26 protein-coding genes are annotated in these 26162 nt (G+C 72.1%); 13 read left to right on the forward strand and 13 right to left on the reverse strand.

Annotation, left to right across the window (positions count from 1 at the left end):
• Nucleotides 1-136 precede the first annotated feature (136 nt).
• Genes ACFYML_RS35605 through ACFYML_RS35630 form a run of 6 tightly spaced genes read right to left on the reverse strand, consistent with a single transcriptional unit; the run spans nucleotide 137 to nucleotide 5932 of the window.
• Complete coding sequence (locus ACFYML_RS35605; RefSeq protein WP_387424828.1) at nucleotides 137-1936, reverse strand: nickel-dependent hydrogenase large subunit; 1800 nt, start codon at nucleotides 1934-1936, stop codon at nucleotides 137-139.
• Entirely contained in the window at nucleotides 1933-3054 is a 1122-nt protein-coding gene (locus ACFYML_RS35610) for a hydrogenase expression protein HypE (RefSeq protein WP_387424829.1), read from the reverse strand. The genes ACFYML_RS35605 and ACFYML_RS35610 overlap by 4 nt, the downstream gene beginning before the upstream one ends.
• A complete protein-coding gene (locus tag ACFYML_RS35615) occupies nucleotides 3051-3590 on the reverse strand; it encodes a hemerythrin domain-containing protein (protein ID WP_387424830.1) in 540 nt (179 codons plus the stop codon). The genes ACFYML_RS35610 and ACFYML_RS35615 overlap by 4 nt, the downstream gene beginning before the upstream one ends.
• On the reverse strand, nucleotides 3590-3946 hold the full coding sequence (locus ACFYML_RS35620; RefSeq protein WP_387424831.1) for a hydrogenase/urease maturation nickel metallochaperone HypA: 357 nt from the start codon (nucleotides 3944-3946) through the stop codon (nucleotides 3590-3592). The genes ACFYML_RS35615 and ACFYML_RS35620 overlap by 1 nt, the downstream gene beginning before the upstream one ends.
• Nucleotides 3939-4523, reverse strand: coding sequence for a hydrogenase maturation protease (locus ACFYML_RS35625; RefSeq protein ID WP_387424833.1), 585 nt, complete (start codon nucleotides 4521-4523; stop codon nucleotides 3939-3941). The genes ACFYML_RS35620 and ACFYML_RS35625 overlap by 8 nt, the downstream gene beginning before the upstream one ends.
• Nucleotides 4520-5932, reverse strand: a complete 1413-nt coding sequence (locus tag ACFYML_RS35630) for a hypothetical protein (protein ID WP_387424834.1) — start codon at nucleotides 5930-5932, stop codon at nucleotides 4520-4522. Before ACFYML_RS35630 ends, ACFYML_RS35625 begins: the two co-directional genes overlap by 4 nt.
• Nucleotides 5933-6143: 211 nt before the next feature.
• On the opposite strand from ACFYML_RS35630, the gene ACFYML_RS35635 reads away from it, so the two are divergent.
• From ACFYML_RS35635 to ACFYML_RS35645, 3 genes are read left to right on the forward strand one after another with little or no spacing between them, the layout of a single operon-like run.
• The gene (locus ACFYML_RS35635) at nucleotides 6144-7112 is read left to right on the forward strand and encodes an ATP-binding cassette domain-containing protein (RefSeq protein ID WP_387424835.1); all 969 of its coding nucleotides are present in this window, start codon (nucleotides 6144-6146) and stop codon (nucleotides 7110-7112) included.
• The gene (locus ACFYML_RS35640) at nucleotides 7105-7905 is read left to right on the forward strand and encodes an ABC transporter permease (RefSeq protein WP_387424836.1); all 801 of its coding nucleotides are present in this window, start codon (nucleotides 7105-7107) and stop codon (nucleotides 7903-7905) included. The genes ACFYML_RS35635 and ACFYML_RS35640 overlap by 8 nt, the downstream gene beginning before the upstream one ends.
• On the forward strand, nucleotides 7902-8696 hold the full coding sequence (locus ACFYML_RS35645) for an ABC transporter permease (protein WP_387424837.1): 795 nt from the start codon (nucleotides 7902-7904) through the stop codon (nucleotides 8694-8696). Before ACFYML_RS35640 ends, ACFYML_RS35645 begins: the two co-directional genes overlap by 4 nt.
• Before the next feature lie 37 nt (nucleotides 8697-8733).
• Here ACFYML_RS35645 and ACFYML_RS35650 read toward each other — a convergent pair whose 3' ends face one another.
• Entirely contained in the window at nucleotides 8734-8946 is a 213-nt protein-coding gene (locus ACFYML_RS35650) for a hypothetical protein (RefSeq protein ID WP_387424838.1), read from the reverse strand.
• A 129-nt stretch (nucleotides 8947-9075) separates the two neighbouring features.
• On the opposite strand from ACFYML_RS35650, the gene ACFYML_RS35655 reads away from it, so the two are divergent.
• Nucleotides 9076-9324, forward strand: coding sequence for a hypothetical protein (locus ACFYML_RS35655; RefSeq protein WP_387424839.1), 249 nt, complete (start codon nucleotides 9076-9078; stop codon nucleotides 9322-9324).
• Between the two features lie 74 nt (nucleotides 9325-9398).
• Here the strand turns inward: ACFYML_RS35655 and ACFYML_RS35660 are convergent, their stop codons facing one another.
• Nucleotides 9399-10247: an SAM-dependent methyltransferase gene (locus tag ACFYML_RS35660; protein WP_387424840.1), complete on the reverse strand. Its 849-nt coding sequence runs from the start codon at nucleotides 10245-10247 to the stop codon at nucleotides 9399-9401.
• A 147-nt stretch (nucleotides 10248-10394) separates the two neighbouring features.
• Between ACFYML_RS35660 and ACFYML_RS35665 the strand changes: the two genes are divergently transcribed.
• Nucleotides 10395-11471: an NYN domain-containing protein gene (locus ACFYML_RS35665; RefSeq protein WP_387424842.1), complete on the forward strand. Its 1077-nt coding sequence runs from the start codon at nucleotides 10395-10397 to the stop codon at nucleotides 11469-11471.
• 49 nt (nucleotides 11472-11520) lie between these two features.
• Here ACFYML_RS35665 and ACFYML_RS35670 read toward each other — a convergent pair whose 3' ends face one another.
• A complete protein-coding gene (locus ACFYML_RS35670) occupies nucleotides 11521-12795 on the reverse strand; it encodes a hypothetical protein (protein ID WP_387424843.1) in 1275 nt (424 codons plus the stop codon).
• 385 nt (nucleotides 12796-13180) lie between these two features.
• Between ACFYML_RS35670 and ACFYML_RS35675 the strand changes: the two genes are divergently transcribed.
• Nucleotides 13181-13747, forward strand: coding sequence for a sigma-70 family RNA polymerase sigma factor (locus ACFYML_RS35675; RefSeq protein ID WP_387424844.1), 567 nt, complete (start codon nucleotides 13181-13183; stop codon nucleotides 13745-13747).
• 87 nt (nucleotides 13748-13834) lie between these two features.
• On the opposite strand, the gene ACFYML_RS35680 is transcribed toward ACFYML_RS35675, so the two are convergent.
• On the reverse strand, nucleotides 13835-14572 hold the full coding sequence (locus ACFYML_RS35680) for a zf-HC2 domain-containing protein (protein ID WP_387424855.1): 738 nt from the start codon (nucleotides 14570-14572) through the stop codon (nucleotides 13835-13837).
• 199 nt (nucleotides 14573-14771) lie between these two features.
• Between ACFYML_RS35680 and ACFYML_RS35685 the strand changes: the two genes are divergently transcribed.
• The gene (locus ACFYML_RS35685; RefSeq protein ID WP_387424845.1) at nucleotides 14772-15908 is read left to right on the forward strand and encodes a CaiB/BaiF CoA transferase family protein; all 1137 of its coding nucleotides are present in this window, start codon (nucleotides 14772-14774) and stop codon (nucleotides 15906-15908) included.
• A gap of 143 nt (nucleotides 15909-16051) precedes the next feature.
• Nucleotides 16052-17275, forward strand: coding sequence for an LCP family protein (locus ACFYML_RS35690; protein ID WP_387424846.1), 1224 nt, complete (start codon nucleotides 16052-16054; stop codon nucleotides 17273-17275).
• A gap of 30 nt (nucleotides 17276-17305) precedes the next feature.
• On the opposite strand, the gene ACFYML_RS35695 is transcribed toward ACFYML_RS35690, so the two are convergent.
• Complete coding sequence (locus ACFYML_RS35695; RefSeq protein WP_387424847.1) at nucleotides 17306-18412, reverse strand: serine/threonine protein phosphatase; 1107 nt, start codon at nucleotides 18410-18412, stop codon at nucleotides 17306-17308.
• A gap of 85 nt (nucleotides 18413-18497) precedes the next feature.
• On the opposite strand from ACFYML_RS35695, the gene ACFYML_RS35700 reads away from it, so the two are divergent.
• Genes ACFYML_RS35700 through ACFYML_RS35710 form a run of 3 tightly spaced genes read left to right on the forward strand, consistent with a single transcriptional unit; the run spans nucleotide 18498 to nucleotide 20773 of the window.
• The gene (locus tag ACFYML_RS35700; protein ID WP_073835152.1) at nucleotides 18498-18833 is read left to right on the forward strand and encodes a helix-turn-helix transcriptional regulator; all 336 of its coding nucleotides are present in this window, start codon (nucleotides 18498-18500) and stop codon (nucleotides 18831-18833) included.
• On the forward strand, nucleotides 18830-19312 hold the full coding sequence (locus ACFYML_RS35705; RefSeq protein ID WP_387424849.1) for an SRPBCC family protein: 483 nt from the start codon (nucleotides 18830-18832) through the stop codon (nucleotides 19310-19312). Before ACFYML_RS35700 ends, ACFYML_RS35705 begins: the two co-directional genes overlap by 4 nt.
• 45 nt (nucleotides 19313-19357) lie before the next feature.
• Entirely contained in the window at nucleotides 19358-20773 is a 1416-nt protein-coding gene (locus ACFYML_RS35710) for an alpha/beta fold hydrolase (RefSeq protein WP_387424850.1), read from the forward strand.
• Between the two features lie 224 nt (nucleotides 20774-20997).
• On the opposite strand, the gene ACFYML_RS35715 is transcribed toward ACFYML_RS35710, so the two are convergent.
• Nucleotides 20998-21633, reverse strand: coding sequence for a TetR family transcriptional regulator (locus ACFYML_RS35715; RefSeq protein ID WP_387424851.1), 636 nt, complete (start codon nucleotides 21631-21633; stop codon nucleotides 20998-21000).
• Between the two features lie 75 nt (nucleotides 21634-21708).
• Here ACFYML_RS35715 and ACFYML_RS35720 point away from each other — a divergent pair, with 75 nt between their 5' ends.
• Nucleotides 21709-22260 (forward strand): GNAT family N-acetyltransferase, encoded by a 552-nt coding sequence (locus ACFYML_RS35720; RefSeq protein ID WP_387424852.1) that lies wholly within the window; start codon nucleotides 21709-21711, stop codon nucleotides 22258-22260.
• A gap of 392 nt (nucleotides 22261-22652) precedes the next feature.
• Nucleotides 22653-23402 (forward strand): SDR family NAD(P)-dependent oxidoreductase, encoded by a 750-nt coding sequence (locus ACFYML_RS35725; RefSeq protein WP_387424853.1) that lies wholly within the window; start codon nucleotides 22653-22655, stop codon nucleotides 23400-23402.
• Nucleotides 23403-23533: 131 nt separating this feature from the next.
• Here ACFYML_RS35725 and ACFYML_RS35730 read toward each other — a convergent pair whose 3' ends face one another.
• Entirely contained in the window at nucleotides 23534-25726 is a 2193-nt protein-coding gene (locus ACFYML_RS35730) for a S8 family serine peptidase (RefSeq protein ID WP_387424854.1), read from the reverse strand.
• Nucleotides 25727-26162 lie beyond the last annotated feature (436 nt).

Here is a 26162-nt window from a genome sequence, read left to right on the forward strand (position 1 = left end):
GTCCCCCCGGCCGCCGCCCCCCGGGCCCTGTGGGGGGGGGGGGCGGGTTGGTTTTCGTCGGGGGCGGAAAAAAATAACCAGGGGGCCCGGCGGGGGCCCCCCCCGGGGCCCCCCCCCCCGCGGGTGGTCCGGCTGCTCAGCCATGCGACGCGCCGAACATCGGCGAGTGGATCTTCTTGAGGGTCTGCCCGCCGCCGACGTACATGTGCACCCCGCACGGCAGGCAGGGATCGAAGCTGCGCACCGCCCGCATGATGTCCACGCCCTTGAAGTTGTCCGGGCCGTTCTCCTCGAAGATGGGCGTGTTCTGGATCGCGTCCTCGTACGGCCCGGGGGTGCCGTAGCTGTCGCGGGGGCTGCCGTTCCACGGCGTCGGCGGGTACGGGTGGTAGTTGGCGATCTTGCGGTCCCGGATCACGACGTGGTGCGACAGGATGCCCCGGACGGCCTCGTGGAAGCCGCAGCCGATGGCCTCGTCCGGCACGTCGAACTCGGCGAAGACCCGCATGTCGCCGCCGCGCACCCGTTCCATCGCCCGCTCCAGGAAGTACAGCGACATCGCCGCGGCGTACGCGATGAAGTAGGCCCGCGAGCGGTCCCGCTCCAGCGCGTTCGACCACTTCGGGATCTTCCACTCCAGCGTCATCTCGGGCAGCCGCGCGCTCTTCGGCAGCGAGATCTGCACGCTGTGCCCGGTCGACTTGACGTACGGGGTGTCGACCATCTTGGCCAGTGCCGTGGTGTACAGCCGGGCGAAGCAGCCGCCGCCGGTGTCTAGCGCGAGATGCTCGCCGCTGTTCTTGTCGAACCAGCGGGGGCTCATCACCCAGCTGTACTTGTCGTTGAAGTCGCGCTTGCCGGGGTCCGGGAGCGTGGTCTGGTTCCAGGGGTGGCGGATGTCGACCGGGTTGCCGAGCGGGTCGTACTTGACGAACGGTTCCTCCTGGCCGGCCCAGTCCTTGTAGTAGGAGCTGCCGAGCAGGATCCGGATGCCGAGGTTGATGTCGACCAGGTCCGTGGTGAGCAGCTTGCCGTCGACGACGATGCCGGGCGTGACGTGCATCGCCCGCCCCCAGTTCGTCATGGTCTCGTACTTGTAGTCCACGACGTCGGGGTTCTGGAACGAGCCCCAGCAGCCGAGCAGGACCCGGCGGCGGCCGACCTCCTCGTAGCCGGGCAGCGCCTCGTACCAGAAGTCGAAGATGTCGTCGTTCATGGCGACGGCCTTCTTCACGAAGTCCAGGATGCTGATCAGCCGGGTCAGGTAGTCGGTGAACAGCGTCGGCTGCGGCATGGTGCCGACGCCGCCGGGGTAGACCGTCGACGGATGGACGTGCCGGCCCTCCATGAGGCAGAACATCTCCCGGGTCGTGCGGCTGACCTTCAGCGCCTCCTTGTAGACCTCGCCCTCGAACGGGTTGTAGGCCCGCATGATGTCGGCGATCGTCCGGTAGCCGTGGATGTCCCGGCCCGGTGCCGCGGTGGCCTCCGCGCGGGCGAGCACGCTGGGGTTGGTCTGCTTGACCATCGCCTCGCAGAAGTCGACGAAGACGAGATTGTCCTGGAAGAGGGTGTGGTCGAACATGTACTCGGCGGCCTCGCCGAGGTTGATGATCCACTCGGCCAGTGGCGGCGTCTTGATGCCGTACGCCATGTTCTGCGCGTAGACCGAGCACGTCGTGTGGTTGTCGCCGCAGATGCCGCAGATCCGGCTGGTGATGAAGCCGGCGTCGCGCGGGTCCTTGCCCTTCATGAACACCGAGTAGCCGCGGAACAGCGACGACGTGGTGTGGCACTCGGCGACCACCCGGTTCGCGAAGTCGATCTTCGTGTAGACGCCGAGGTTGCCGATGATCCGGGTGATCGGATCCCACGCCATCTCCACCAGCTCGCCGGGTTTCTTGCCGGCTGCCGGCTTCGGCTTTGTCGCGGTCACGGTCGGTTCCTCTCCTCTGCTGCCTGTCGGCGGGGGTCCGCCGGACCGTAGGGACGCCACCGCGGGTTGTAGCCGCTGGTGAGTTCGGGGCCGTTGTGGTGCCACTTCGGTTCCCGGTTGGCCGTGGCGTTGGTGAGGCCGCGCAAGCGGCGGATCACGGCGCCGTACGGCTTGATGAGCAGGGTGGACAGGCTGCCTCCGGGCGGCATGTCCATGAACGGCATGAACTTGTCGGGGAAGCCCGGCATGGTGCAGCCGATGCAGATGCCGCCGACGTTGGGACAGCCGCCCACCCCACCCATCCAGCCGCGCTTCGGGACGTTGCAGTTGATGACCGGCCCCCAACAGCCGACCTTCACCTGGCACTTGGGCGAGTTGTAGTCCTTGGCGAAGTCCGCCTGCTCGTAGTAGGCGGCCCGGTCGCAGCCCTCGTGCACGGTCTTGCCGAACAGCCACTGCGGTCGCAGCATGTGGTCCAGCGGCGGGGGCGGCGCCGAGCCGGCCGCGTGGTAGAGCACCCAGGTCAGGGTCTCCATGAAGTTCTCCGGCTGGATCGGGCAGCCGGGCACGTTGACGATCGGCAGGCCGCCCTGGGACCGGAAGTCCCAGCCGAGATAGTCGGCCAGGCCCATGCACCCGGTCGGGTTGCCCGCCATGGCGTGGATGCCGCCGTACGTCGCGCACGTGCCGGCCGCGACGACCGCCCACGCCTTCGGCGCCAGCTGGTCGATCCACCAGTTCAAGGTCAGCGGCTCGCCGGTCTTCTCGTCGTTGCCGAACGACGTCCAGTACCCGTCGCCGTTGATGTTCTCGTTCGGGATCGAGCCCTCGATGACCAGGATGAACGGCTCGGTCATCTCCCCACGGGCCGCTTTCCGGTACGGCGCCAGGAACTCCTCGCCGCCGGCCGCCGGTGACAACACCTTGTTGTGCAGGTTGACCTTCGGCAGACCGGGAATGAGCCCGAGGACAATGTCCTCGATCGCCGGCTGGCCGGAGGCGGTCATGGACACGGAATCGCCGTCGCAACTCATGCCCTCGGAGATCCAGAGGATGGTGACCTCGTCGAACCCGCTCTCCTTCGGGATCACCGCGGTACCGCCCGTGCGCTGCGTCATGTGCGTGGCCTCCCTTGCATCCGATCCCGTAGCCGGTCGTAGATGGCCGCCACCGGCGCCGCGAGAGTGAGCGCCGGCGGCTTGTCCGGCGCGTGCGGGTGCGGGCGCGTCGGGGCCCGCTGCTTGCCCTGGTCGATCTCCTGGCCCAGCTCGCGCAGGGCCTGCTCGTCGGCCTGGGCGCACAGCTGCGGCATGAGCTCGTTCTCGTCGTCCTGCACGTGCCGGGCGACGGCGGACGCCAGCCGCTGCATCAGCTCGTCCTGCGCCTTGTCGCCGGCCCGGCACCGGTCGAGTTCGAGGAGCAGCTCCTTGATCGGCCGGTGCCCGGCGAGGTGCCGGTCGACCTGTCCGTCGGCCAGCACCTGCGCGGCGAACGGGTAGAAGAGCACCTCCTCGAGCGCGGCGTGCTTCGACAGCTCGCGTACCAGGATCTCCACGACGCCGCGCCGCTGCGCGTCGGACTCCGCTGCCTGATAGTCCCGGAACAGCTGCTCCACCACACGGTGGTCGTGCCGGAGCACGTCGTTGGCGTCCATCAGAGCGCACCCACTTCGACGTTCTCCACCGTGATCGACTCCAGCACCACGTCGTCGCTGCCGGTCACGGCGATGTCCACGCCCCCGCACCGGGGACAGGCCACCATCGCGAGATGGTCGTCGATCGGCCCACTGCGACCGCACTCGTGGCACGCCACCGTCATCGGTTCGAGCACCAGGTCGACGGCGGTGTCCGCGGCGACCGTGCCGGCGGCGGCCAGCTGGATGCCCTGCGTGACGACGTCGGGGTCGACCGGGTGCCCACCGATCCGCACCCGCAGGCCGGTGACCCGACGGCCAGCGGCCCGGCGTACCGCCGCGTCGACGATCGCCTGGGACAGACCCGTCTCATGCATGCGTGCTCACCCCCCGTTCGCTACCTTCCGCGGGCGTGCCTCGTGCCGCCCCCTCGCCGCGGGCGAGCCGCGCGGCTTCCTCCCGGGCGATCCCGGCCACTGTCCGGACCGCCTCATCGACCGCGGCGGCCACCGGGGCCGACAACTCCATGCGCTCGTCGAGGGCGGCCGGCTGGCAACCCACCACGAGGACGCGGTCGACGCTCCCACCCAGGCCGCGCAGCAGCCGCAGCACCGACTCGGGATCCATGCCGTGCGCATCAGCGGCCGGCGCGTCCAGCACGTCGGCCGGCCGCAGCGTCCAGCCCGGGTCGTCCAGGTCCACCCGGAGCACGGCCAACGTCCCGGGCGGCTCGTCCAACGGCAACGCGTCCACCAGCACCAGCACGTCGTGGCGGCCGTCCAGCAGATCGTAGGCCAGATGCATCCCCCGGATCCCGTAATCGGACACATCCACCCCCGCTGGGAGGGCCTCGTCCCGCAGGCGCCGGACGACCTCCACCCCGAACGCGTCGTCGCCGAGGAAGATGTTGCCGATCCCGGCGACCAGGATCCGCCCGTGCTCGAGGCCGCTCACGGCGCCGTCACCTCGCCCGCCAATGGTTCGACCTCCTCGGGCCGGAAGTGGCGCAGCCGCCCGTACCACTGGTGCAGCTCCGCGCCCGGGTCGTCGTCCACCGTCACGGCCAGGAACCGTGACCCGTCCACGTCGAGCAGCACCTGCTCCACCCGGGCGGTGCGGCCGTCCAGGAACATGTCGTGCGCGTCCGTGCCGCGCCGGCGGGGCCGTAACCGGACCCGGCTGCCCCGCGTCAGCAGGGTGCCCGCGACCAGCACGGTGTCGGAATCCGGCGCGATCTCCGCGTCGGCGCCCGGCTCCCACCACGGCCGCTGCGGGTCGGCGCCGGCATCGCCGTCCCGGCGTACGGGTGCCAGGGCGCGGATGGCGCCGTGCAACCGTTCGAGCACCTCGGGCGGCATGGCGTCGACCCGGTCGAGGATGGCGGCCGCCCGGGGATCGGTGGCCCGCGCCTCCCGCTTCTCCGCATCGGAGAGGGTGAGCGTACGCAGCGAGAGGATCTCGTCGATCTCGGTCGCGTCGTGCAGGTCGCCCGGGCTCTCCGGCGCGATCTGCGGGTGGTCGTAGAGGATGATGGGTGACGAGAGCACCATGTCGACGGTGCCGGGCTCGCCGGCGAGCACCGGGAACGTGTGCTCGTTGCGGCACTCCCGCGCCGCGCGCGTCGCCCACTCCGGCGGGTCGAGCAGGGACATGAACCGCCCCCGGCTGACCGTGGCCAGCGTGTGCGCCGCCAGCAGGCAGCAGCGCAACGCGTCGTCCCGGGCACTGTCCGGCGGGGTGGTCCCGTCCGTGTTCTCGACGCGGATCCGGAGCCGCAGCAACGGGAAGGGCGCCTCGGCCGGGGCGGCGGAGACGGTGACCGACGCGGACAACGGCCAGCGCCGGCGTACCACCCGACCGATCGGCTCACCCCGGTCGTCGACCAGCGGCTCGACGTCCTCCCCGCCCGGCACCCGGAGGTCGAGGCGACGGTCCCGCCGCAGGTCGCCGACCGACGCCTCGACGTCGTACTCCCGGGGCACCGCCTCGTCGAAGCTGAGCTCCGTGCGGTCACCGACCTCGATCCGGTCGACGGGCTGGTACCCGCCGTCGGCCGTCCGGCGCTCGGCCACCTTGCGTTGCAGGTGCAGGAATCGCAACCGGACGCGGACCGTCGCCGTGTCCGGCGCCTCCATCAGGCATTCGGTCTGCTGCCATGGCGACTCGGCGGAGCCCGCCACGCCGCGGTCGACCAGGCCGTGCGCCGCGCCCCACGCCGGGGGCACCAGCACACCGAACTGCCAGCGGACCCGGTTCTTGCCCGATGACCGCCGGTAGGGGTAGAGCAGGTAGCCCTCGTAGAGGATCGCGTCCGCGACCGCCTCGACGCTGGCGAGGCGTGGGCTGGAGCGGTCGGTCCGCACCGTGCTCGACCCCCTTCCGGGCAGGCAGCGACCGCTCCGGCGAGCGGTCACTCCCGGTGTATCCCGTCCCGCCGGGCGGCCGTAAGTGCGCGCTGTCGGTAGGTGACGACAGCGCTCACCGGATCGGGTGGGCCGATTCCTGGCCCGGCGCCGTGGCCGATCCGGAATATTCGATGTCGATTCGTCGCCGCGCCCCGTTAGGGTCGTCCACATGATCGAGGTGCGCGACCTGGCCAAGCATTTCCGGGTGCACCGGCGACCACCCGGCCTGCGCGCCTCGCTCCGCTCGCTCGTCCGGCGCGAGCACGTCACCGTCCGCGCGGTCGAGCAGGTCAGCTTCACGATCCCGGCGGGCGAGGTCGTCGGCTTCCTCGGCCCCAACGGCGCCGGCAAGACCACCACCCTGAAGTGCCTGACCGGCCTGCTGCACCCCACCGCCGGGGCCGTACGGGTGCTCGGGTACACCCCGCACCGCCGGGAGCCCGCGTTCCTGCGCCGGATCTCGCTGGTCATGGGCCAGCGCAACGCCCTGTTCTGGGATCTGCCCGCCGCCGACGCGTTCGAGGTCAACCGCGCGATCTACGGCCTCGCCGAGGGCCCCTACCGGTCGGCGCTCGACGAACTGGTCACCCTGCTGGAGCTCGAACCGCTGCTGACCAAGCAGGTCCGGGTGCTCAGCCTCGGCGAGCGGATGCGCTGCGAACTGGCCGGCGCCCTGCTGCACCGGCCCGACGTGCTCTTCCTCGACGAGCCGACGCTCGGCCTGGACGTCAACGGCCAGGCGGCGGTGCGCACCTTCCTGCGCGACTACAACGCCCGCTACGGCGCTACGGTCCTGCTCACCAGCCACTACATGGGCGACGTCACGGCGCTGGCCCGCCGGGTGCTGGTCATCGACCACGGCACCCTGCGCTTCGACGGCGACCTCGCCGCGCTGGTCGAGGCCCACTCGCCGCACCGGCTGGTCCGGGTCACCCTGCGCGAGGCCGTACCGGCGCAGACCTGGGTCGGCCTCGGCGAGGTGTCCGAGGTGGACGGTGCCGTGGTGACCCTGGCGGTGCCGCGCGCCGAGACCGCCGCGGTCGCGGCCCGGCTGCTCACCACCCTGCCGGTCGAGGACGTCGCGATCGAGGACCCGCCGGTGGAGGACATCATCCGGGCGGTCTTCGCCCATGCGTGACGTCCTCACCGCGTACCCGCCGCTGGTGCGCAGCGCGACGCTGGTGGCGGCGACCTACCGCGGTCGCGTCGCGCTGTCGCTGCTCACCGGTTTCTTCCCGCTGCTGCTGATGGGGGTGTGGCTCACCATCGTCGCCGAGGGCGGCCCGCCGAAGGGCTGGACCACCGGCGACTTCCTGTCCTACTACGCGGCGGCGACCCTGCTGTGGAACCTCTCCGGCGACCACGTCGTCTGGCAGTGGGACGCGGACATGCGCAGCGGTGACCTCTCCGTGCGGCTGCTGCGCCCGGTGCACCCCTTCCACCAGTACGCCACCAACGACCTCGGCCATCGCGTGGTCTTCCTGACCGTGCTGGTGCCGGCGCTGGTGCTCGCCGCGCTGCTGGTGCCGGGCCTGGACTACCCGGTCGGTCCCGTCCGGCTCGCCGCCGTCGCCGCCGCGCTCGTGCTCGCGTACGCCGTCAGCCTGCTCATGGCGTCGACGTTCGCGTTGATCGGGTTCTGGAGCACCCAGACGTCCAACGCGTGGCTGCTGTGGTGGGGGCTGGGCTCGTTCGCCTCCGGTTGGGTCGCGCCGCTGGCGCTGATGCCGGACTGGCTGCGCAGCGTCGCGGTGGTGCTGCCGTTCCGCACCGCGATGGGTTTCCCGGTGGAACTGCTGATGGGCCGCCTCGACGCGCGGGAGGCCGCGTACGGCTTCGCCGTCGGGCTCGGCTGGCTCGCCGCCTTCGCCGTGCTGTACCGGGTCATCTGGCGGCACGGCGTCCGCCGCTACCAGGCGGTGGCCGGGTGAGCGGCTGGTCCCGACACGCCCGCGTCCTCGCGATCTGCTGGCGGGCGGCGGTGGCCGGCGAGGTGGAGTACCGGCTCAACTTCTTCTCGAACGTGGCGCTCAGCGCCTTCTGGATGGTGTGGGCGGCGGCCGGCGCGTCGGTCTACTTCCGCTTCACCGGGACGGTGGCCGGTTGGACGCAGGCCGAGGTGCTCGTCGTGATCGGCCTGTTCTTCACCCTCAACGGCCTGCGCCAGGCGCTGTTGCAGCCCAACCTGGAGCGGATGACCGACTACGTACGCCTGGGCACCCTCGACTTCCTGCTCACCAAGCCGTTCGACGCGCAACTGCTGGTGAGCCTGCGGCAGGTGCGGGTCAACCACCTGCTGGATCCGGTGCTGGGACTGGCCCTGACCACCGTCGGGGTGGTCCTGTCCGGCCGCGGTGTGTCGGTGGTCGCGCTGGCCGCGTTCGGGCTGCTGCTGGGCTGCGCCGTGCTGCTGCTGTACGCCCTGACCGTGCTGCTCATGGCGCTCGCCGTGGTGCTGGTGGCCGCCGAGGAACTCGGCCGGGTCTCGTACGCCTTCGTCGAACTGTCCCGCTTTCCGGTGGAGCTGTACCGCAACCCCGTGCAGGCGGTCCTCACCGTGGTGCCGGTGGCGTTCCTCACCACGTACCCCGCGGCGGCCCTGCTGGGCCGGCTCGACCCGTACCTGCTGCTGATTGCGCCGGCGGTGGCGGTCGGCGCGGTCGTCGTGGCCACCCTCGCCTGGCGCCGCTCGCTGCACTCCTACTCCGGCGCCAGCGCCTAGGGTGTCGCGCCCGGCGACACCTCCCGCCAGGGCCCGCTCACATGCCGGAGGAACCCTGGCCGCGCCGCCACACCTCGCCCTGGACACCGTGGCGCTCCGCCGCGTACCGCTCCTGGGTCGACCTGGCGTCACGGGCCGCCTCCGCATCCTCCCGCGACGAGAGGCGCCTCCGATCGCGCCAGCCGACGAAGACGAACAGCCCGATGAGACCCACCGCGACCACGACGAGAGAAACCACCAGCACCTTCATGCCGTCGACGCTACGGCCGGCCCGCAAGCGCGCTCCGTGGGCGGCGCGGCCGGCGGAGGTGACCGGCAGGCCGGCCCGGGTACGATGACGACGCAACCGCGTGACCAGGAGATCGGAAACCCAGTCGGAATGAACGGGCGGCCCGCTGCCGTACTGGTGTCGATCCTCGTCCTGCTCGTGGTGCTCGCCACCGACGTGTGGGTCTACGCGGACGCGAAGGAGCGGCTGCGACGCGGAAACCCGGTCTCCGTGTCGCTCGGGCCCTCCCGGCTGGAAAGCCCGGAGGCGTGGTTCGTGGGTTGCCTGCTCATCTGGGTGGTGTTCTTCCCGCTCTACCTGACGGCCACGGGCCGGAATCCCTTCGCCCGCCGTCGCTGACCATGGTCCGCCGGACGTTCTGAACCCACCGACCCGGCGGGCCTTCACCCGGTCGCGGCCGGGCCCACGCCGGCTCAGGGCTTGCGGGCCACCGCCGCGTACATGGACGCCTGGGCGGCCGCGGTGCGCAGCTCCGCCGGATCGTCCGGCTGCCACTCGGTGACCGGGGTGATGCCCGGCGGTACGAGTTCGAGGCCGGCGAAGAACGCGGCGAACTGGTCCCGGCTCCGGAACGCCATGTCGATCATGCTGGTCGTGGTGACTGGTGCCGCGGTGGCGGCGACGTCCCGCGGCACCAGATCGGTGGTGGCGTGCGAGACCACCAGGTAGCTGCCCGAGGGCAGCGCGTCGACCAGCCGCCGGGTGATCGCGTACGGGTCGTCGGCGTCGGTGAGGAAGTGCAGGACGGCCACCAGCATCAGCGCCAGCGGCCGGTCGAAGTCGAGGGCGGCACGCACGTCGGGGTGGCCCAGGATCCGCTCCCGGTCGCGCAGGTCGGCGTCGACGTACGCGGTGGCGCCCTCGGGCTCGCTGGTCAGCAGGGCGCGCGCGTGCGTGAGCACGATCGGGTCGTTGTCCACATAGACCACCCGCGACTCCGGGGCGACGCCCTGGGCGATCTCGTGCAGGTTCGGGCTGGTCGGGATTCCCGTGCCAATGTCGAGGAACTGCCGGACGCCGGCGGTGCCGGCCAGGTAGCGGGTGGCCCGCTGCATGAACCGCCGGTTCTCGATGACCGTGGTCCGGATCGCCGGGTAGGCGGCCGCGACGGCGTCGCCGGACTGCCGGTCCGCCGCGAAGTTGTCCTTGCCGCCCAGCCAGTAGTCGTAGCGGCGGGCGGGATGAGGCACCGACGGGTCGATCCGCGTCGACGGTGCGGACTCCTCCGAAGCGGGGTGGCCTCCCGACCTGACGTCCGCCATGGCGACCTCCTGCGCTCGCGGGGCATGCCTCCGCGATCGTAGCGGCCGGACACGCGCCGCGAGGGCCCCGATGCGGCCGCACACCGACCCGAACGGCTTCGCCGTGCCGCCCGGGGGCAGCCTCCCACCGCGCGTACGCTGGCCGGTGTGGATCAGGAAGACCGCATCGCGCTGTTCCTCGACTACGAGAACCTGGCGCTGGGCGTACGCGACCATCACCGCGGCCGGATGTTCGACTTCCGGCCCATCGCCGACGCCCTCGCCGAACGGGGCCGCGTGGTGGTGCGCCGGGCGTACGCCGACTGGTCGTACTTCGACGAGGACCGCCGGATGCTCACCCGCTCCCACGTCGAACTCATCGAGATACCCCAGCGGATGGGCGCCTCGCGGAAGAATGCCGCCGACATCAAGATGGCCGTCGACGCGGTGGAGCTCGCCTTCGAACGCGACTACATCTCGACGTTCGTGATCTGCACCGGGGACAGCGACTTCACACCGCTCGTGCACAAGCTGCGCGAGCTCAACAAGCGGGTCATCGGGGTCGGGGTGGAGAACTCCACGTCGGCGCTGCTGCCACCCGCGTGCGACGAGTTCCTCTACTACGAGCGCCTCGAAGGGGTCGACCTCCCTCCGCCCGCCGAACGGCGGGGCCGAACCGGGCGGACGCCCGGCCCGGAGGCGCGGCCGCCGGTCGAGCCGCAGCCCGAGCCGCAGCCGGCAGAGGAACCCGCGCGCGACGTCGACCGGCTCGCGGTCCTCGTGGCCCAGACCGTGGCGGGGCTCCAGGGCAGCTCCAGCGGCGAGGTGACCGCCTCCGGGCTGAAGCGGACCCTGCTGCGCAAGGATCCGACGTTCAGCGAGTCCGACTACGGCTTCCGCACCTTCGGCGAACTCCTGCGTTACCTGGCCGAGCACAACGTGATCGAGCTGTCCGAGGGGCCCGCCAAGGGCGATCCCGAGGTGGCGCTGCCCGAGCGTGGCGACCGCGAGGCGGCGTTCGCGCTGCTGCGCTCGGTCGTCACGGACCTGGCCGGCGCCGACGGGGCGGTGGCCCTGTCCGGCCTGAAGAACCAGCTCCGCCGGGCCCGGCCGGACTTCAGCGAGAAGAAGCTCGGCTACCGCAGCTTCCTGCAGTTCGGCAAGGCGGCGGCCACCAGCGGGGTCGTCGAGCTGCGATGGAGCCCGGAGGCGGACGACTACCTGCTCACCCCGCCGAGTTCCTGACCTCGCGACCCCGGGCGCTCGCCGAGCGATATGGTGCCGTGCCGGTCGCTCAGTCGCCGGTCGGTGGACACAGCAGCGAGTCCACCAGCGGCAGCCGGAGAGGATCCAGGCAGACCCGCACCACCGGCGGGTCGGCGGGCGGCGCCGCACTGCTCGGCGCGGGCGCGGGGGCGGCGCTCGACGGCGGCGCCGTGGCCGGGGGCCCGGCCGGTGGTGCGGCCGGTGGTGCGGCGGTGGTCGGCGCCGGCTGGACGGCCGGCGGGGTTCCGCTGACCGGGGCGGCGGGAGGCTTGGACCGGGGCCCCACGGTGGCCTGCGGGGCGGGGCGGCTCGCCGCTGGCGTCGCGTCGGTGGCCAGTGCCACGGACACGGCCGCCGGCGAGGGCACCGGACGACCCCCGGGCGTCCCCTGGCGGGCGGACGGACTCGGGAAGATGTCACCGATGCCCTCGGGTTGGTCGCCGGTGCCAGCGCTCACACCCGGCGCCGCCCGATACGGCAGGTCGGTCGTCCCCGGAGTCGCCGTGCCGTTGGCCAGCGCCGCGAACGCCACCGCGACGATGACAGCGGCGGCGGCCGCCAACCGCTCCGGCGGCAGCAGGGCCGTGGGCGCATCCTGGGGCGCCACCGGCGGCGGGGGCAGCGGGCGCGCGGCGCGGTGGGCGGCCAGCAGGGCGTCGATCTGCGGGGCCACGGCGGCCCGCTGCCCGGTGGCGGCGGCGAAGGCGAGGGTTAGGTAGAAGCGGAAGTTCACCGCTGCGGCGGTGGGCACCTGCAGGCCGGCCGGCCGGCGCCCGTCCGCGGCGTGCAGGAGGGTGACCGGGGCCTCCGGATGGTGGCCGGGGCCCAGCAGGTCGCGGTACGTCCACTCGCGCCGGCCGGTACGCCCGCCGAAGGCGACCCGCCGGTCGGTCACGACCGCCATCCCGGCGTCCACCACGCGCAGCCCCTTCGGCAGCACGGGGTCGGACGGCTGCCCGGCGGTCGCCCCGACCGGGGTTGCCCCGACGGCCAGGGCGGGTGCCGGCAGTCCGGCGATGTGCCGCGCCTCCGCCTCGACCAGCTCCGCGTTCGGCAGTACGCGGTAGAGGACCTCGTCGTCGTCGAGCTCCACCGGCAGGCCGGTACGGGGCTGGGTGCATCCGAGGAAGCCGGCGGCCTCGATGCCCAGCCGCACCAGCTGCTCCTCGCGTCGGCGCCAGGCCTCGACCTCGGCGTCGTACGCGCGCCGCCGCCGGTCGTTCTCGCGTTGCGCCCACGCCACCTGCCGGCGGGACTGTTTCGCGGCGGACCTGGGGGCGATGACTGACCGTTGCGCCGTCACACCTCGTACAACGGCTTCCGGGGGTGACGGACACGAGGCGGGGAGTAACCGGTCCCTTTCTTCCGGGAAGGGGCTGATTTGGGCGAGTGGCGGGTGTGCCGGCCTCACCCAGGTCCGGCGCTACGTCCGCACCGCGACGGCGTGCTGCGCGTCGGGCCGGTCGCGGTCACGATCGGCCCGTGAGTGGGGCCGGGCCGTGCCGAAGAAGCGGCGCCGTCCCGGGAACTTCTCGCCGCCGCGGAGCGACCAATACAGGGCGCGCGACCCGGGCCGGGTCCGTGACCGGTCGGCCGTGCGGTCGGAGGAGGATGGCAGGTATGAACCGAGTGAGGCCAACTCCCGTACCGTCGATGAGGACGACGGCGGACCGGCCGGCCGGCCACGGATGAGCGCCGACGCCGACGACGCGCAGATCACCCGGTGGGCGCACCAGGCCGGCCGGGGTGACCAGCAGGCCGCCGCCGCGTTCGTCCGGGCCCTGCAGGTCCCGGTGTGGCGGTTCCTCGCGCACCTGGCCGGCCCGGCCGAGGCCGACGACCTGACCCAGGAGACGTTCCTGCGCGCGCTGCGCAGCCTGCCCGGTTTCGCCGGCCGGTCCTCGGCCCGGACCTGGCTGTTCACCATCGCCCGCCGGGTCGCCGTGGACCACGTACGGGCCGCTGCGACCCGCCCGCGGGTGTCCGCGCTGACCGACTGGGAGCGGGCCGCCGAGGCGGCCGGGGCGGTCACCTCCGGCGGCGACGACGCCGTGACCCTGCGGCGGCTCATCGCCGCCCTGACGCCCGAGCGGCGGGAGGCGTTCGTCGCCACCCAGCTGGTCGGCCTGTCCTACGCCGAGGCCGCCCAGGTGTGCGGCTGCCCGGTCGGCACCATCCGGTCCCGGGTCGCCCGGGCCCGCGAGGACCTGGTCGCCGCCTGGCGGGGCGACGCCCAGGGCAGCCGCGTGGTCTGAGCGGCCGAGGTCTGCCAACCGGGCTCGCGCCACCGTCGGGCCCAGGCGCGGCGTCGTCGCGCCCCGGGCCACCGGCACGCGGGCCGGTCAGGCCGCCCGGCGGTCGCGGGCCTGCGCCGAGTACGGCGGCAGCAGCCGCAGCGGCGCCATCTCCGGCTGTTCCTCCAGCCGCAGCGACCACCTCGAGCCCGACGACCGGCCCTGCCGCGGCGGCGTGCCGCCCGAGCGCCACCGGGGCCGGGACAGCAGCATCATGACCACCCAGCCGACGAGCAGGAACCCGTGGCTGATCAGCCGCTGCACCGCCACCTGCCCGGTGATCAGATCGTTCACCGACAGCAGCACCAGCGTGGCGACGAAGGCGCTGAGCATCGGCAGCAGCCCGGCCGGCGTGGACCGGCGCAGCGCCACATAGAGGAACCCGGCGCCCACCGCCACGTTCCACGCCGCCGACTCGTGCCACAGGTGCTGGCCGGAGGTGTGCACGTGGCCGACGACGGCGTCCCGGCCGACCTGCGCCATCCCGAGCACCAACTGCACCGCCCCCAGCAGCCCCAGCACGCCCCGCAGCCCGAGCGCCACGCGCTCCCGCCAGCCGGACCGGGCCGGCGCCGGGGGAGCGGCCGCGAGCACCGCGTCGACCAGGTCGGGCATCTGCGGCACCATGTGGGTACGCGCGCGCCGGGTCACCGCCGCCGCCGCCTCGAACCACCGCCGGCAGCCGGCGCAGGACTCCAGGTGCCCCTCGGCCGCTGCGGTCTCGGCCGCCGACGCCTCACCGTCCAGCTGCGCCGACAGGATCTCCCGCCACTGCTCACACGCCATGTACAGATAGTCGTCGGCGGTGCCCACCTGGTTCCCGAGCCTCCGGCGACCGCGTTGCCCGGCCCGCCGACGGCCAGCACCCCGATGGCTCGGGCCCCGTCGGCCGGCCCGGTCCGGGCTCGCTCGTCGATCATGTGCCATCGTTGTCCTCCTGGTGCGGTGCCCCGACACGGGTCGGGACGGAGGAGGGGCGGACGCGATGGGGGAGGAGCGGACCGGACCACTGCGCGGCGTGCTCGTCGCGGACTTCTCGCGGATCCTCGCCGGGCCGTACGCGACCATGCTCCTCGCCGACCTCGGGGCCGACGTGGTCAAGGTCGAGGGACCCGGTGGTGACGACACCCGGACCTGGATGCCGCCGGTCCGCGAGGGCGTCTCCACCTACTACCTCGGCGTCAACCGCAACAAGCGCGCCATCACCCTGGACCTCACCGACGCCGAGGACCTGGTGCTCGCCCGGCGACTGGCTCACCGCGCCGACGTGATGATCCAGAACTTCCGGCCCGGCGCGCTGCGCCGCTTCGGCCTCGACTACGACAGCGTCGCGGCCGCCAACGACCGGATCATCTACGCCTCGATCAGCGGCTTCGGCGCGGGAGCCGGCGCCGACCTGCCCGGGTACGACCTGATGGTGCAGGCGGCGTCCGGGCTGATGAGCCTCACCGGAGAGCCGGACGGTCCGCCCTACAAGGCCGGGGTGGCGGTGTTCGACGTGATCGCCGGCCTGCACGCGGCCGTCGGGATCCTCGCCGCCCTGCACCACCGGCAGCAGGCCGGGACCGGGCAGCACGTCGAGGTGAACCTGCTCTCCTCCGCGCTGTCCGGCCTGGTCAACCACGCCAGCGCCCACGTCGCCGCCGGCGTCGTGCCGTCCCGGATGGGAAACGCCCACCCGAGCATCTTCCCGTACGAACCGCTGCCGACCGCCGACGGCGAACTCGTCGTGATCGCCGGCAACGACGGCCAGTTCCGGACCCTGTGCCAGGTCCTCGGCCTGCCCGAACTGCCCGACGACCCCCGCTTCCGGCGCAACCAGGACCGCACCGCCCACCGCGCCGTGCTGCGTCCCCTGCTGGTCGCGCGGCTGCTCCAGCGGACCAGCGACGAGTGGTTCCGGGACCTGCGCGCGGCGGGCGTGCCGTGCACGCCGATCAACACGGTCGACAGCGGCGTCGCCCTGGCCCGGCAACTCGGGCTCGACCCGGTGGTCACCGTCGACGGCGTGCCCGGCGTCCGCCATCCGATCGGCTTCTCCGCGACCCCGCCGCGTTACCACCTCCCGCCGCCCGGGCCGGGCGAGCACGACGCCGAGATCCGCGCCTGGCTGGCCGGGTGACCCGCGCCGTACTACCCCGGTGCGGCCCGCCGGGCCACCAGTCTCGTGGACTTCCCAGGCGATTCACAGCCGGGTGGGGTGACGCTGCGTGCATCGGGCGCCTACATTTGGTCCGGTTTGGCCCCCGTCCGGAGGAGGCACTCGTGCCGCACGCCGCCGCGCGTTCCGACAACCGCACACCCGTGGAGCCGGTCCCGCCCGCGGGCCCGGCCCGTCGGCGTTGGCCGCGCTGGGCCCGCTGGTGCGTGGCGGTCGGCGCGACCCTGATGACGCTCAGCGGCGTGGCGCTGGGCGGCAGCCTGTTCCTGCTGCACACCGCGACCAGCAAGATCACCCAGCAGAACCTGCTCGGCGCCGCCGCGCCACCGCGCCAGCACCAGAACATCACCGGGGCGAAGAGCATCCTGCTCGTGGGCGTCGACGCCCGCCCGAACCAGGATCCCAGCCAGCTCACCCGCGCCGACTCGATCATCCTGATGCACATCCCGGCCGATCACAGTCAGGCGTACATGGTCTCGCTGCCGCGCGACTCGCTGGTGAGCATCCCCGCCTACGACAACGGCGCGACGTCGTACGCCGGCGGGCAGAACAAGATCAACGCGGCCTTCGCGTTCGGCGGCCGGGGACTCACCGGCGCGCCCGCGCTGTCGCACGGCTTCGAGTTGCTCGCGCTGACCGTGCGTGACGTCACCGGCATCACCCCGGACGCCGGCGCCATCATCGATTTCCAGGGGTTCAAGGACATCGTCCAGACGCTCGGCCAGGTCTGCATGTACGTCGACGAGACCACCACCTCGATCCACCTGGGGAAGGACGACGCGACCGGGAAGACGGCGGCGCCGTACAAGATCAATCCCGACGGCACGGTCAACCACCGCATCCCCGGGGTCACCCCGAACGTCTACACCAAGGGCAACCACTGCCTGAACCCGTCCCAGGCGCTCGACTTCGTCCGGCAGCGGGACCTGCTGGCCAACCACGACTTCGACTACGGCCGGCAGCGCCACCAGCAGCAGTTCGTCAAGGCGGTGCTGCAGCAGGTCATCACCAAGGGCCTGAACTCACCGACCAAGCTGCCCGGGCTGCTGTCGGCGGTCGGCAAGGCCATGACCGTCGACGACGGTGGCATCCCGCTGGAGGACTGGGCCTTCGCCATGCGGAGTGTCCGCCCCGACGCGATCACCACGATCAAGACCAACAACGGCACCTTCAACAGCCGTACCGTCCCGGGGGTCGGCAGCGCCGAGATCCTCAGCCCGACCAGCATGCAACTGCTGCACGCGTTCCGGGACGACACCGTCGCGGCGTTCGTCCAGGCGCACCCGACCTGGGTGGCCGACTCCGGGCAGCCGGCGTCCGCCCACTGAGCGTCTCCGGGTGCCGGCGCCGGACCGGCCTTACCCCGCTCCGGGGCCGGCGGCCAGCACGGACGCGAGGGGCGCACGCAGCCGCTCGGCGGGATATGGGGTGGCCCGGTCCGTGCCGAACAGATCCCAGTAGAAGTCGTTCACGATCGCGGCGACCGGGGCGTACCGGGTGATGATCGCCGCCGCCGCGGCCGGCACGTCAGCCGGCGTGCCGCCCGCGGCGCACCGTCGGACGTACTCGTTGCGTTCGGCCGGCCCGCCGGTGTCGGGGACGGCGACCCCGCAGACGTTCGTCACCAGCCAGTTGACCAGTTGCGTCACCACGTAGCACGCGTCGTGGCTCAGGTGGTGGCGGAGGAACGCCGACTCGTCGGCGGACAGGTCGAACCGGGGCGAGGTGGCGAGGCCGAGGTCGGCGAAGTAGAGGCGCCGACCGTCGGTGAGGATGTTGCGGAAGTGGGCGTCGAAGTGCAGCAGGCCGTTGCCGTGCATGAAGGCGGCGCCGGCGCGCAGGCCCCGTTCCACCCTTGAGTACGCGTCGGTCCCCTCGACGCCGACCGGTCGCGTGGCCAACCAGTCCAGCAGGTTCTGCGGTACGTGCTCGAGGAAGAGCACGATGCTCGCCGACGCGCGCGCGAGCGCGTCGAGTCGGTGCCGTACGGCCGGCGAGCCACCCCAGTAGGCGACTGCCCGGTCGACGTCCGCGTGCTCCTCGGCGACCGGCGGCGCGCCGGGCAGGACCCGCCAGTGATACATCAGCGGGAAGGCTTCGGTCCGCCCGGTGAGCACCCAGTTCGTCGTCATGGTGTTCGCGACCAGCTCCCGCCACGCGCCGAAGCCGGGGCTGCCCACCCCGTACTGGCAGAAGGCGGGGAGGCCGAACAGGTTCGCCGTGGACATGACGGCGTCCGGCCGGCGTTCCCGGTCGGTGAGCGGGATCCGCTTCACGAACACCGGCACGTCGTCGAGCTCCAGCAGCGCGGCGGCGCCGCCGATGCCGGAGCCGACGACCGGGGCCTCGTCCACGAGCCGGCGCAGCCGCCGGTCGCTCAGTAGCGCGAGCGCGGTCGACACCGTGCCGTACCTGGCCATCCGGGTGGCATGCGACATGTCCGAGCCGTCCGGCAAGAGCGCCATGATCATCCCCCGTTTCGCGTCGGCGGCAATCGTCTCAACTGGCGGGCGTTGACATGTGACCATTCGGTCACCTATTCTGATTCCCGTGAACGACGAGGACCTGGTGTTCAAGGCACTCGCCGATCCGACCCGTCGAGCCCTGCTCGACTCCCTCTTCGTGCGCGACGGCCAGACGCTGACGCAGTTGGAGTCCGAGCTGGAGATGACCCGCTTCGGGGTCATGAAGCACCTGCGCCTGTTGGAGGACGCCGGTCTCGTGGTCACCAGGCGGCAGGGCCGGGAGAAGCTGCACTTCCTCAACCCGGTGCCGATCCGGCTGATCCACGACCGGTGGATCGACAAGTACACGGAAGGCCACACCAGAGCGCTGCTGGACCTCAAGGCCGAGCTCGAACGCGACGAACCGGAGGACAGGACATGACCACCACGACGACGACCGGGACCACCAAGGTCTACCGGGTGTACATCAAGGCCACGCCGCAGGCCGTCTGGGACGCCATCACCAAGCCCGAGTGGACCCGGCGGTACGGCTACCAGGGCATCGCCGACTACGACCTGCGGCCCGGCGGCCGCTACCGTGCCTTCGCCATCAAGGAGCACCAGCAGGCCGGCATGCCCGAGGTGCCGGTCGAGGGTGAGGTGATCGAGGTGGACCCGCCGGTGCGGCTGGTGCAGACCTGGCGGCCCACCTGGCTCGACGAGCCGGCCACCCGGTTGACCTACGAGATCGCCGAGCGGCACGACGGGGTCACCTGCCTCACCGTGATCCACGAACTCGCCGGCGCGCCGCAGACCATGGCGCAGGTCAACGGCGACGTCGAGGGTGCCGGCGGTGGCTGGGCGGAGGTCCTCAGCGACCTGAAGTCCCTGCTGGAGACCGGCGCCTCGCTCTATGCCTGAGCCAGGACGAGGGGAGTGGAGCAGGCCATGCGTGCGATGACCCGCGTGACGAGACGACTGACTGTGACCGCCGCCCTGGTGGCCGCGGTGGGCGTGGCCGCGCCCCCGGCGGTCGCCACCGCGGCGGCCACCACAGAGCCCGGACGGCGCACCATCACCGGCACCATCGACGGCGCCGACTTCCGGATCGAACTGCCGCCCCGCTGGAACGGCACCCTGCTGCTGTACAGCCACGGGTACCTTCCGGAGGGCTTCCCGTCCTTCGGCATCGGCCTGACCAACCGGCCGCCGGACCGGTCCGAGACCGAGGCCTGGCTGCTCGACCACGGCTACGCCATGGCCGCCTCCCAGTTCGCCGACGGCGGCTTCGGCTACGCGGTGGAGCGCGGGTTGCGCGACCAGATCGCGTTGCTGGACTGGTTCGAGGACCACGTCGGGGTGCCCCGGCGCACGATCGCCGCCGGGCAGTCGATGGGCGCGGGGATCGCCGCCCAGCTCGCCGAGCGTCACCCGCAGCGGTTCGCCGGCGTGGCGACGATGTGCGGCGCGTACGACACCCAGGCCCTCTTCAACACCGGGCTGGACGTGCTCTTCGCGGTCCGTACCCTGCTCGCGCCCGGCCGGGACATCGACCTGGTACGCCCCGACGACCCGGCGGCCGACGCGCAGGCCCTCACCGACGCCATCCAGCAGGGGCTCGGCACCGAGCCGGGCCGGGCCAGGATCACGCTGGCCGCCGCGCTGAACAACGTCACCGGCTGGTACTCGGCGCACGAGCCGCGCGCCACCGACCCCGCCGAGCGGATCCGCAACCAGGCCGAGTGGCTGCTGTACGCATACACCCTCGGCTTCGGCCCGCCGGGACGGCTGGACCTCGAGCGCCGGGCCGGGGGCAACCCGTCCTCGAACGTCGGGGTGGACTACCGCCAGCAGCTCGTCCGGTCGGCACAGCACCCTCAGGTGCGGCAGGCCTACCGGGCGGCGGGGCTCGACCTGCGGGCCGACCTGGACCGGCTCGCCGGCGCCCCGCGGATCGCCGCCGACCCGGCCGCGGTCGACTACCTGCTCCGCGTCGGCGTCCCGTCCGGGCGGACCCCGGTGCCGGTGGTCACCATGCACACGACGGGCGACGGTGGCGCGCCGCCCCACCAGGAACGCTGGTACGCCGACCAGGTCCGGCGCGCCGGCGACCCCGGCAAGCTGCGGCAGCTCTACGTCGACCGGGGTGGGCACTGCTCGTTCAGCGCGGCCGAGGAGATCACCATGCTGCGCACCCTGTTCACCCGGATCGAGACCGGCCGCTGGCCGGACACCGGCCCGCGGACGATGAACGAGACGGCGAGCGCGCTCGGTGAGCCGTACCAGCTGGTGCTGGACCTCGGACGGACCTTCACCGATGCGTCCATGCCACCGGCGTTCACCACGTTCGTCCCGCCCCGCGCCATCCGGCCGACGCGGTAGCCGCCGAGGTCCACTGAGGGCTCCGCCGGTGGGATCGGTCGGCAATCCCGTACGCCGGGCGGCAACCAGCCGCCCGGCGTACGCGGGCATGACGGCCGGGCGACGGCCCGGCGGCACCCTCGGCCGCGTGAGCAGCGGTCGACGTCGACGCCGCCGACCAGCTGAAGCCGGCGACCGGTCGTCGCGAATCCCCGAGGGTCAGATCCTGCCCCTCGGTCTGCCTTTCATATTTCGTTCTGCGAGTATCGGGAGCCGCCGTGCTCGCCAGATCCCCGCGGATGAGGCAACAGGGCGAGCTGGTGTCGGACGGCGGCCGTGACCCGGTGCCGGTCACCGGTGGCGAGGAGGTCGAGCAGAGCGCCGCGGAGCACCGCCAGTGCCAGGGTGCGGCGGACGGCGCCCGCCTCGCTGTTCCGCTCGGGCGGTGGTTGGCAGGCGGCCAGGACGGCGAGCCAGTCGTGCACGGTCGCGCGGGCGAACCCGGCCCACGCGCCGTCGGGCTCGACGAGGGAGCGGGCGTACGCCTCGACCCACAGCCGCAGCAGCCGCCGATGCTCCTCGGCAGCGAGCCACGCCCAGATCTGCTCGACCGCCGGGACCAGCCCGATGGGCGCGCCTCGGCTGGCCTGTCCGAGGCGGTCCAGGATCGCGAGCTCGTCGGTGCGGGCCCGCGCGAGCAGCGCCCGCACCAGGCCGTCCTTGTTGCCGAAGAGGAACATCAGCACCCGGGGGCTTGAGCCGATGGCCGCGGCGAGCGGACGCAGTGACAGGTCGGCCAAGCCGTGCTCGAGGACGTACCGGTAGGCGGCCTCCAACAGCTCGATCTGTCGGGGGGACGGCGTTGTCGGGTCCTGCGACATGGGGGTAGCCTACCCGCTACTGAAACAGTTGTGTCAGTGGCGGGAGCCGTTGGCCAGGGAACCGGGAGGTGGCCCATGTCGCAGCAGGACCGTCAGCCGCGAGTCGTGGTGCGCCGGGCGGACCGCCCCGGCGACCTGGGCTGGGTGGTGATGGCCCACGGCGAGGTGTACGACCAGCAGTTCGGCTGGGACACCGACTTCGAGGCGCTGGTGGCCAGGATCGTTGCCGACTACGCCACGGATCACGACCCGAGCCGGGAGGCGGCCTGGATCGCCGAGGTCGACGGCGCACGCGTGGGATGCGTCTTCTGTGTCGCCGACGGCGAGCCCGGGGTGGCCAAGCTGCGGATCCTGCTGGTCACCCCGGCCGCGCGTGGCCTCGGCGTCGGCACCCGCCTGGTCGAGACGTGCGTCGCCTTCGCTCGCGCAGCCGACTACCGGCAGGTCACGTTGTGGACCAACGACGTGCTGGTGTCCGCACGCAGAATCTATGCGGCCGCCGGCTTCGTCCTCACCGACGAGGAGCGGCACCACAGCTTCGGCCACGACCTCGTCGGCCAGAACTGGGCGCTCGACCTGCGGCAGCGGCCAGCGGTCAGCTCCGCGGGAGCGGGTGACCGGCCATGAGCACGCAGCTGCCGCCGCGGCTCGTGGCGAGGTGACCTGCCGATCTCGGCACCAACTGGGCTCCCCGGCGAGGGCCGCAAAGTACCGAAAACCTTTCCGCCTGGCATTCATATCTCTGTTCTGGGAACATCGGGACAAGCCGGACGACACCGAGCCGCGCTAGCCGACAGTTCGAGCTGAAGACCGACGGTCCTGTCTGGACGGCGCGGTCGCGGAACGACACCTCACTGCACAGACCGGGGCCGACACGCGCCTGACCACGCAGATCATCGAGCGGACCGCAGCCGACGGTCCGGCGCGTCGGCCAACCCGGTGATGGAGGTTCCCGTTCCCCGTCGAACAGTTGCGAAAACAGCTCGGTCGGTCGCCCCAGCGCGAGAAGAGGGAGAGCCATGATCGGTCAACTCGCCGGCAAGAATGTCATCGTCACCGGAGGCGCCCGCGGCATCGGTCGGGGCATCACCCTCGGACTGGCCGCCGCCGGGGCGAACGTGGTCGCCTGCTACCGGACCGAGGGTGAGCACGTCGAGGCGCTCGCCCACCAACTCAAGGAGACGCCGGGCAGCCACCGGCTGATCCGGGCCGACGTGACCGACGTGGAGGACGTCGAGCGGCTCGTCGACGAGGCCGGGAGCGGCCACCGTACGCTGCACGGCCTGGTGCACAACGCGGGAGTGATCAGCCCGGTGCGGTTCGCCGAGCTGACGCCCCAGGAGTGGCACCGGGTGGTGGACACCACGCTCACCGCGGCGTACCTCCTCGTCAACAAGGCACTGCCGCTGATGACCGCGGGCACGTCGGTGGTGGCCATCGGGTCCCGGGCGGCCACGGTCGGGATCCCGCTGCGGGCGCACTACACCGCGGCGAAGGCCGGCCTCGTCGGGCTGATGCGTTCGCTGGCCAAGGAGTTGAGCCCGCAGGGCATCCGGGTCAACGTGGTGGCTCCGGGCACCATCGAGACCGAGGAAGCGGCACGGGACTCCTCGGCGGAGCGGCTGGCGTACGTCGAACGCCACCGCCAGATCATCGCGTTGCGGCGCTACGGGCGGCCGGAGGAGGTCGCCGACGCGGTCGCCTTCCTGCTGAGCGACCAGTCGTCCTACATCACGGGGGAGACCCTGCACGTCGACGGCGGCATCTGAGCCGCTCGGCGCGCGCCCGGTGCCCTGTTCGACGGCGTGGGCCGCGACGCCGTTTCCGGCGTCGCGGCCCACGGTCTACCGTCCTGTCCCGGTCAGTCCCTCAGCTCCGCGTGGGACGACATGAACACGGACTACTGCGCGGTCGGCAGCGCGCGCAGGACGGTCAGGGTCATGCTGTTGTCCTTGTAGGACACCCGGAACAGGTGACCGCCGGCGTTCAGGACCCGGTTCTCGGGCAGCGCGTGGAAGCTGCCAGTGATCGAGCTGCCGCTCATGATCGTCAACACGGTGCCCGGGGTGAGCGGGCCGCGCACGTCCAGGTCCAGGTTTCCGGCCAGCGCCAGAGCGCCCGTGGCCCGAACGCTGGTGTAGTCGTGGTCGCCGGAGATGGTGACGGCGACGCGACCCTCGTTGCCGATCGTCACGTTCCCGCCGACGTTCAGGACGTTGCCCGGGGCGGCGGCGGCATCGGTGATCTGCGCCGCCTCGTCGGCCGCGAGACCGGGCCGCAGCACGCCGCCGGTGACGGTGACGCCCGCCGCCACGCTGCCGCTGCCGCCGAGCGTCCCGCCGCGTACGTCGATCGAGCTCGCGTGCGAGCCGACGACCGAGAGCTTGCCGCCGAGGACCGTGCTGGTCCCGTGCCAGGTCTCGTTGCCGGTGAGGAACAGGGTGCCCTCGCCACGCTTGGTCAGGCTGCCCTCGTAGACGCGGGCGTTGCGGGCCTGCTCGCGGCGGGTCCCGATGGCGTAGTCCGACTTGTCGGCGTCGCTCGCGTCGGCGGGCAGACCCTGCGTCCAGCCCTTGGCGACCTTGGTCGCCGCCCAGGCGGCCGCCTCGGCGGCGTCCTCCTGCTGCCGCGCCCGGATCGCGACGTCGGAGATGTCGTTCGACCACACGTCACTCTGTCCCTGCGTGTCGACGACGAACGGCCCCAGGAACTGGCCCGGGCCCTTCATGGCCTCGCGCAGGCTGACCGTGTGCCAGCCGTTGCGGCTGTCCGGAACCTGCACGATCTGGCCCCGGGTGGGGTTCGGCACGGCGACGCCGGCGGCGTCACTGATCGTGTTGTTCTGCCGGCCGGTGGTGAACATGGTGTACAGCGCCTGCTCGTTGGTCAGGTACGGGAAGCGCTGCATGATCAGCGACAGCGCGGCCGCCGAGTGCGGCCCGGCCATCGACGTTCCCGACGAACTCCCGTAGCGGGCTTCCGGCACCCCGTTGACGACCGACACGGTGGTGCTGTTGATCCCGTTGCTCGGCGCCGTCACGCAGGACCACTTCGCGACACCGCACTGGTTGAACGTCTGCTGACCCGGCACCAGGACGGACCCGTCCGGGTTGAACGTGCGCCCCACCGTGGGGTTGATCCCCGAGGTGGTGTACCAGCTGCCCTCAAGTTCGGGCAGGAAGTACGGCGCGGCGCCGCGCGGCGACGGGTTCACGTAGCCGCTGTTGCCGGCGGTGAACTGGATGACCGTGCCGGTGCGCGCGGCGTCGATGGCGCCGTTCAGCCAGCGGACGGTGCTGCCGTTCGCGTCGACGACGCCGTCCGGGGTGGACCAGAGGCGCCACGCGGTGTTCAACCCGAAGCCCGCGGGGCTGCCGGTCGGCGTGTCGTACGTGTTGTAGTTCTCCGTGTTGGGCTGGCTGCCCCAACTGCTGGTGATGATCCTGACGGGCTTGCCGTTCGCCGTCTCGGCGGCGTTCACGGCCCGGTAGACGTTGGCGAGGTAGGCGTCGTCCGGCTTCTGGGCGGCGGTCGCGGTCGCCGGCAGGAGACCGTAGAGCACGCCGTCCGTCTTGTGGGTGTTGCCCATGTACACGTTGCTGTTGAACGCGACCCCGTGCATGTTGGCGGCGGGTCCGCCCGGTTGCGTCTCGCCGACACCGTCGCGGCTCGCCCCGATGGTCCCGGTGACGTGCGTGCCGTGGCTGTCGTTGTACGCCTGGTTGTAGAACCCCGACGTCGGGCCGGTCTCGCCACCCTGGGCTTCCACCGAGAAGTAGCGGTCTCCGACGGCGTAGTTCGTCTCCAGGCTGCCGTGCTCCCGGACGTGTCCCGCGAAGACGCCCGAGTCGATGACGCCGATGTTCATCCCGGCGCCGGAGTAACCGGCGGCGTAGGCGAACTCCGCTCCCATCGACACCAAGCCGGCGTCCCGGTTGAACTCAGCGGTGCGCCAGCTCGCCGGGTCGCCGAGCCGGCCGGGATCTCCCTCGTAGGTCTTGATCGGCGGCGCGGACACGTCCGCCCGCGCCGGCTGAGCGACGACGCCGAGCACCACTATCGGTGTCAGCGCCGCGATCAGTCCCGTTTTCATACGTTTCGCGGTCGACACTTCAGCCCCTCTCCAAGATCGTTTCGGCGGGATCGTATCCCTCCGCCCATATCGGAGCAAGGCGCTGGCGGCTACATTTCCGTCTACCGCTGACGTAATCGCCGGAGGTCGAACCACCCCTGACCGGCCAGCCCGAACCCGGGCCTCGGACGGTGCTCGCCAAACCGGATCGAGGTGAGGCCCAGCAGGCAAAACCTCGCAGGACACCCGATTCGACCGGCGGGCTGCGAGTGGACACGGAAAATGCTGTGGTTCGGTCCGTTGTCGCCCGTCACCGAAATGCCGCAGCCCGGGCACACGCAGATTGCGCATCGCCTCGCGTCATCGCGGCTCATCGAAGTTAGGCGGGGTCGAGCTGCCCACGGTGGCGTCGGGTGGTGGCGGTGCGGGTGCGGAGGCGCTGGTTTTCGGGGTTGCG

Origin of the sequence: Micromonospora sp. NPDC007230, from assembly GCF_042869115.1 — a bacterium.
GTDB lineage: Bacteria > Actinomycetota > Actinomycetes > Mycobacteriales > Micromonosporaceae > Micromonospora.

Bases quoted from the DNA above. Each gene is read 5' to 3' on its own strand.
- ACFYML_RS35610 (WP_387424829.1), bottom strand. From the start codon at position 3,054: ATGACGCAGCGCACGGGCGGTACCGCGGTGATCCCGAAGGAGAGCGGG.
- ACFYML_RS35615 (WP_387424830.1), bottom strand. From the start codon at position 3,590: ATGGACGCCAACGACGTGCTCCGGCACGACCACCGTGTGGTGGAGCAG.
- ACFYML_RS35620 (WP_387424831.1), bottom strand. From the start codon at position 3,946: ATGCATGAGACGGGTCTGTCCCAGGCGATCGTCGACGCGGCGGTACGC.
- ACFYML_RS35635 (WP_387424835.1), top strand. From the start codon at position 6,144: ATGATCGAGGTGCGCGACCTGGCCAAGCATTTCCGGGTGCACCGGCGA.
- ACFYML_RS35640 (WP_387424836.1), top strand. From the start codon at position 7,105: ATGCGTGACGTCCTCACCGCGTACCCGCCGCTGGTGCGCAGCGCGACG.
- ACFYML_RS35650 (WP_387424838.1), bottom strand. From the start codon at position 8,946: ATGAAGGTGCTGGTGGTTTCTCTCGTCGTGGTCGCGGTGGGTCTCATC.
- ACFYML_RS35655 (WP_387424839.1), top strand. From the start codon at position 9,076: ATGAACGGGCGGCCCGCTGCCGTACTGGTGTCGATCCTCGTCCTGCTC.
- ACFYML_RS35660 (WP_387424840.1), bottom strand. From the start codon at position 10,247: ATGGCGGACGTCAGGTCGGGAGGCCACCCCGCTTCGGAGGAGTCCGCA.
- ACFYML_RS35675 (WP_387424844.1), top strand. From the start codon at position 13,181: ATGAGCGCCGACGCCGACGACGCGCAGATCACCCGGTGGGCGCACCAG.
- ACFYML_RS35680 (WP_387424855.1), bottom strand. From the start codon at position 14,572: ATGGCGTGTGAGCAGTGGCGGGAGATCCTGTCGGCGCAGCTGGACGGT.
- ACFYML_RS35685 (WP_387424845.1), top strand. From the start codon at position 14,772: ATGGGGGAGGAGCGGACCGGACCACTGCGCGGCGTGCTCGTCGCGGAC.
- ACFYML_RS35695 (WP_387424847.1), bottom strand. From the start codon at position 18,412: ATGGCGCTCTTGCCGGACGGCTCGGACATGTCGCATGCCACCCGGATG.
- ACFYML_RS35705 (WP_387424849.1), top strand. From the start codon at position 18,830: ATGACCACCACGACGACGACCGGGACCACCAAGGTCTACCGGGTGTAC.
- ACFYML_RS35715 (WP_387424851.1), bottom strand. From the start codon at position 21,633: ATGTCGCAGGACCCGACAACGCCGTCCCCCCGACAGATCGAGCTGTTG.
- ACFYML_RS35720 (WP_387424852.1), top strand. From the start codon at position 21,709: ATGTCGCAGCAGGACCGTCAGCCGCGAGTCGTGGTGCGCCGGGCGGAC.
- ACFYML_RS35725 (WP_387424853.1), top strand. From the start codon at position 22,653: ATGATCGGTCAACTCGCCGGCAAGAATGTCATCGTCACCGGAGGCGCC.
- ACFYML_RS35730 (WP_387424854.1), bottom strand. From the start codon at position 25,726: ATGAAAACGGGACTGATCGCGGCGCTGACACCGATAGTGGTGCTCGGC.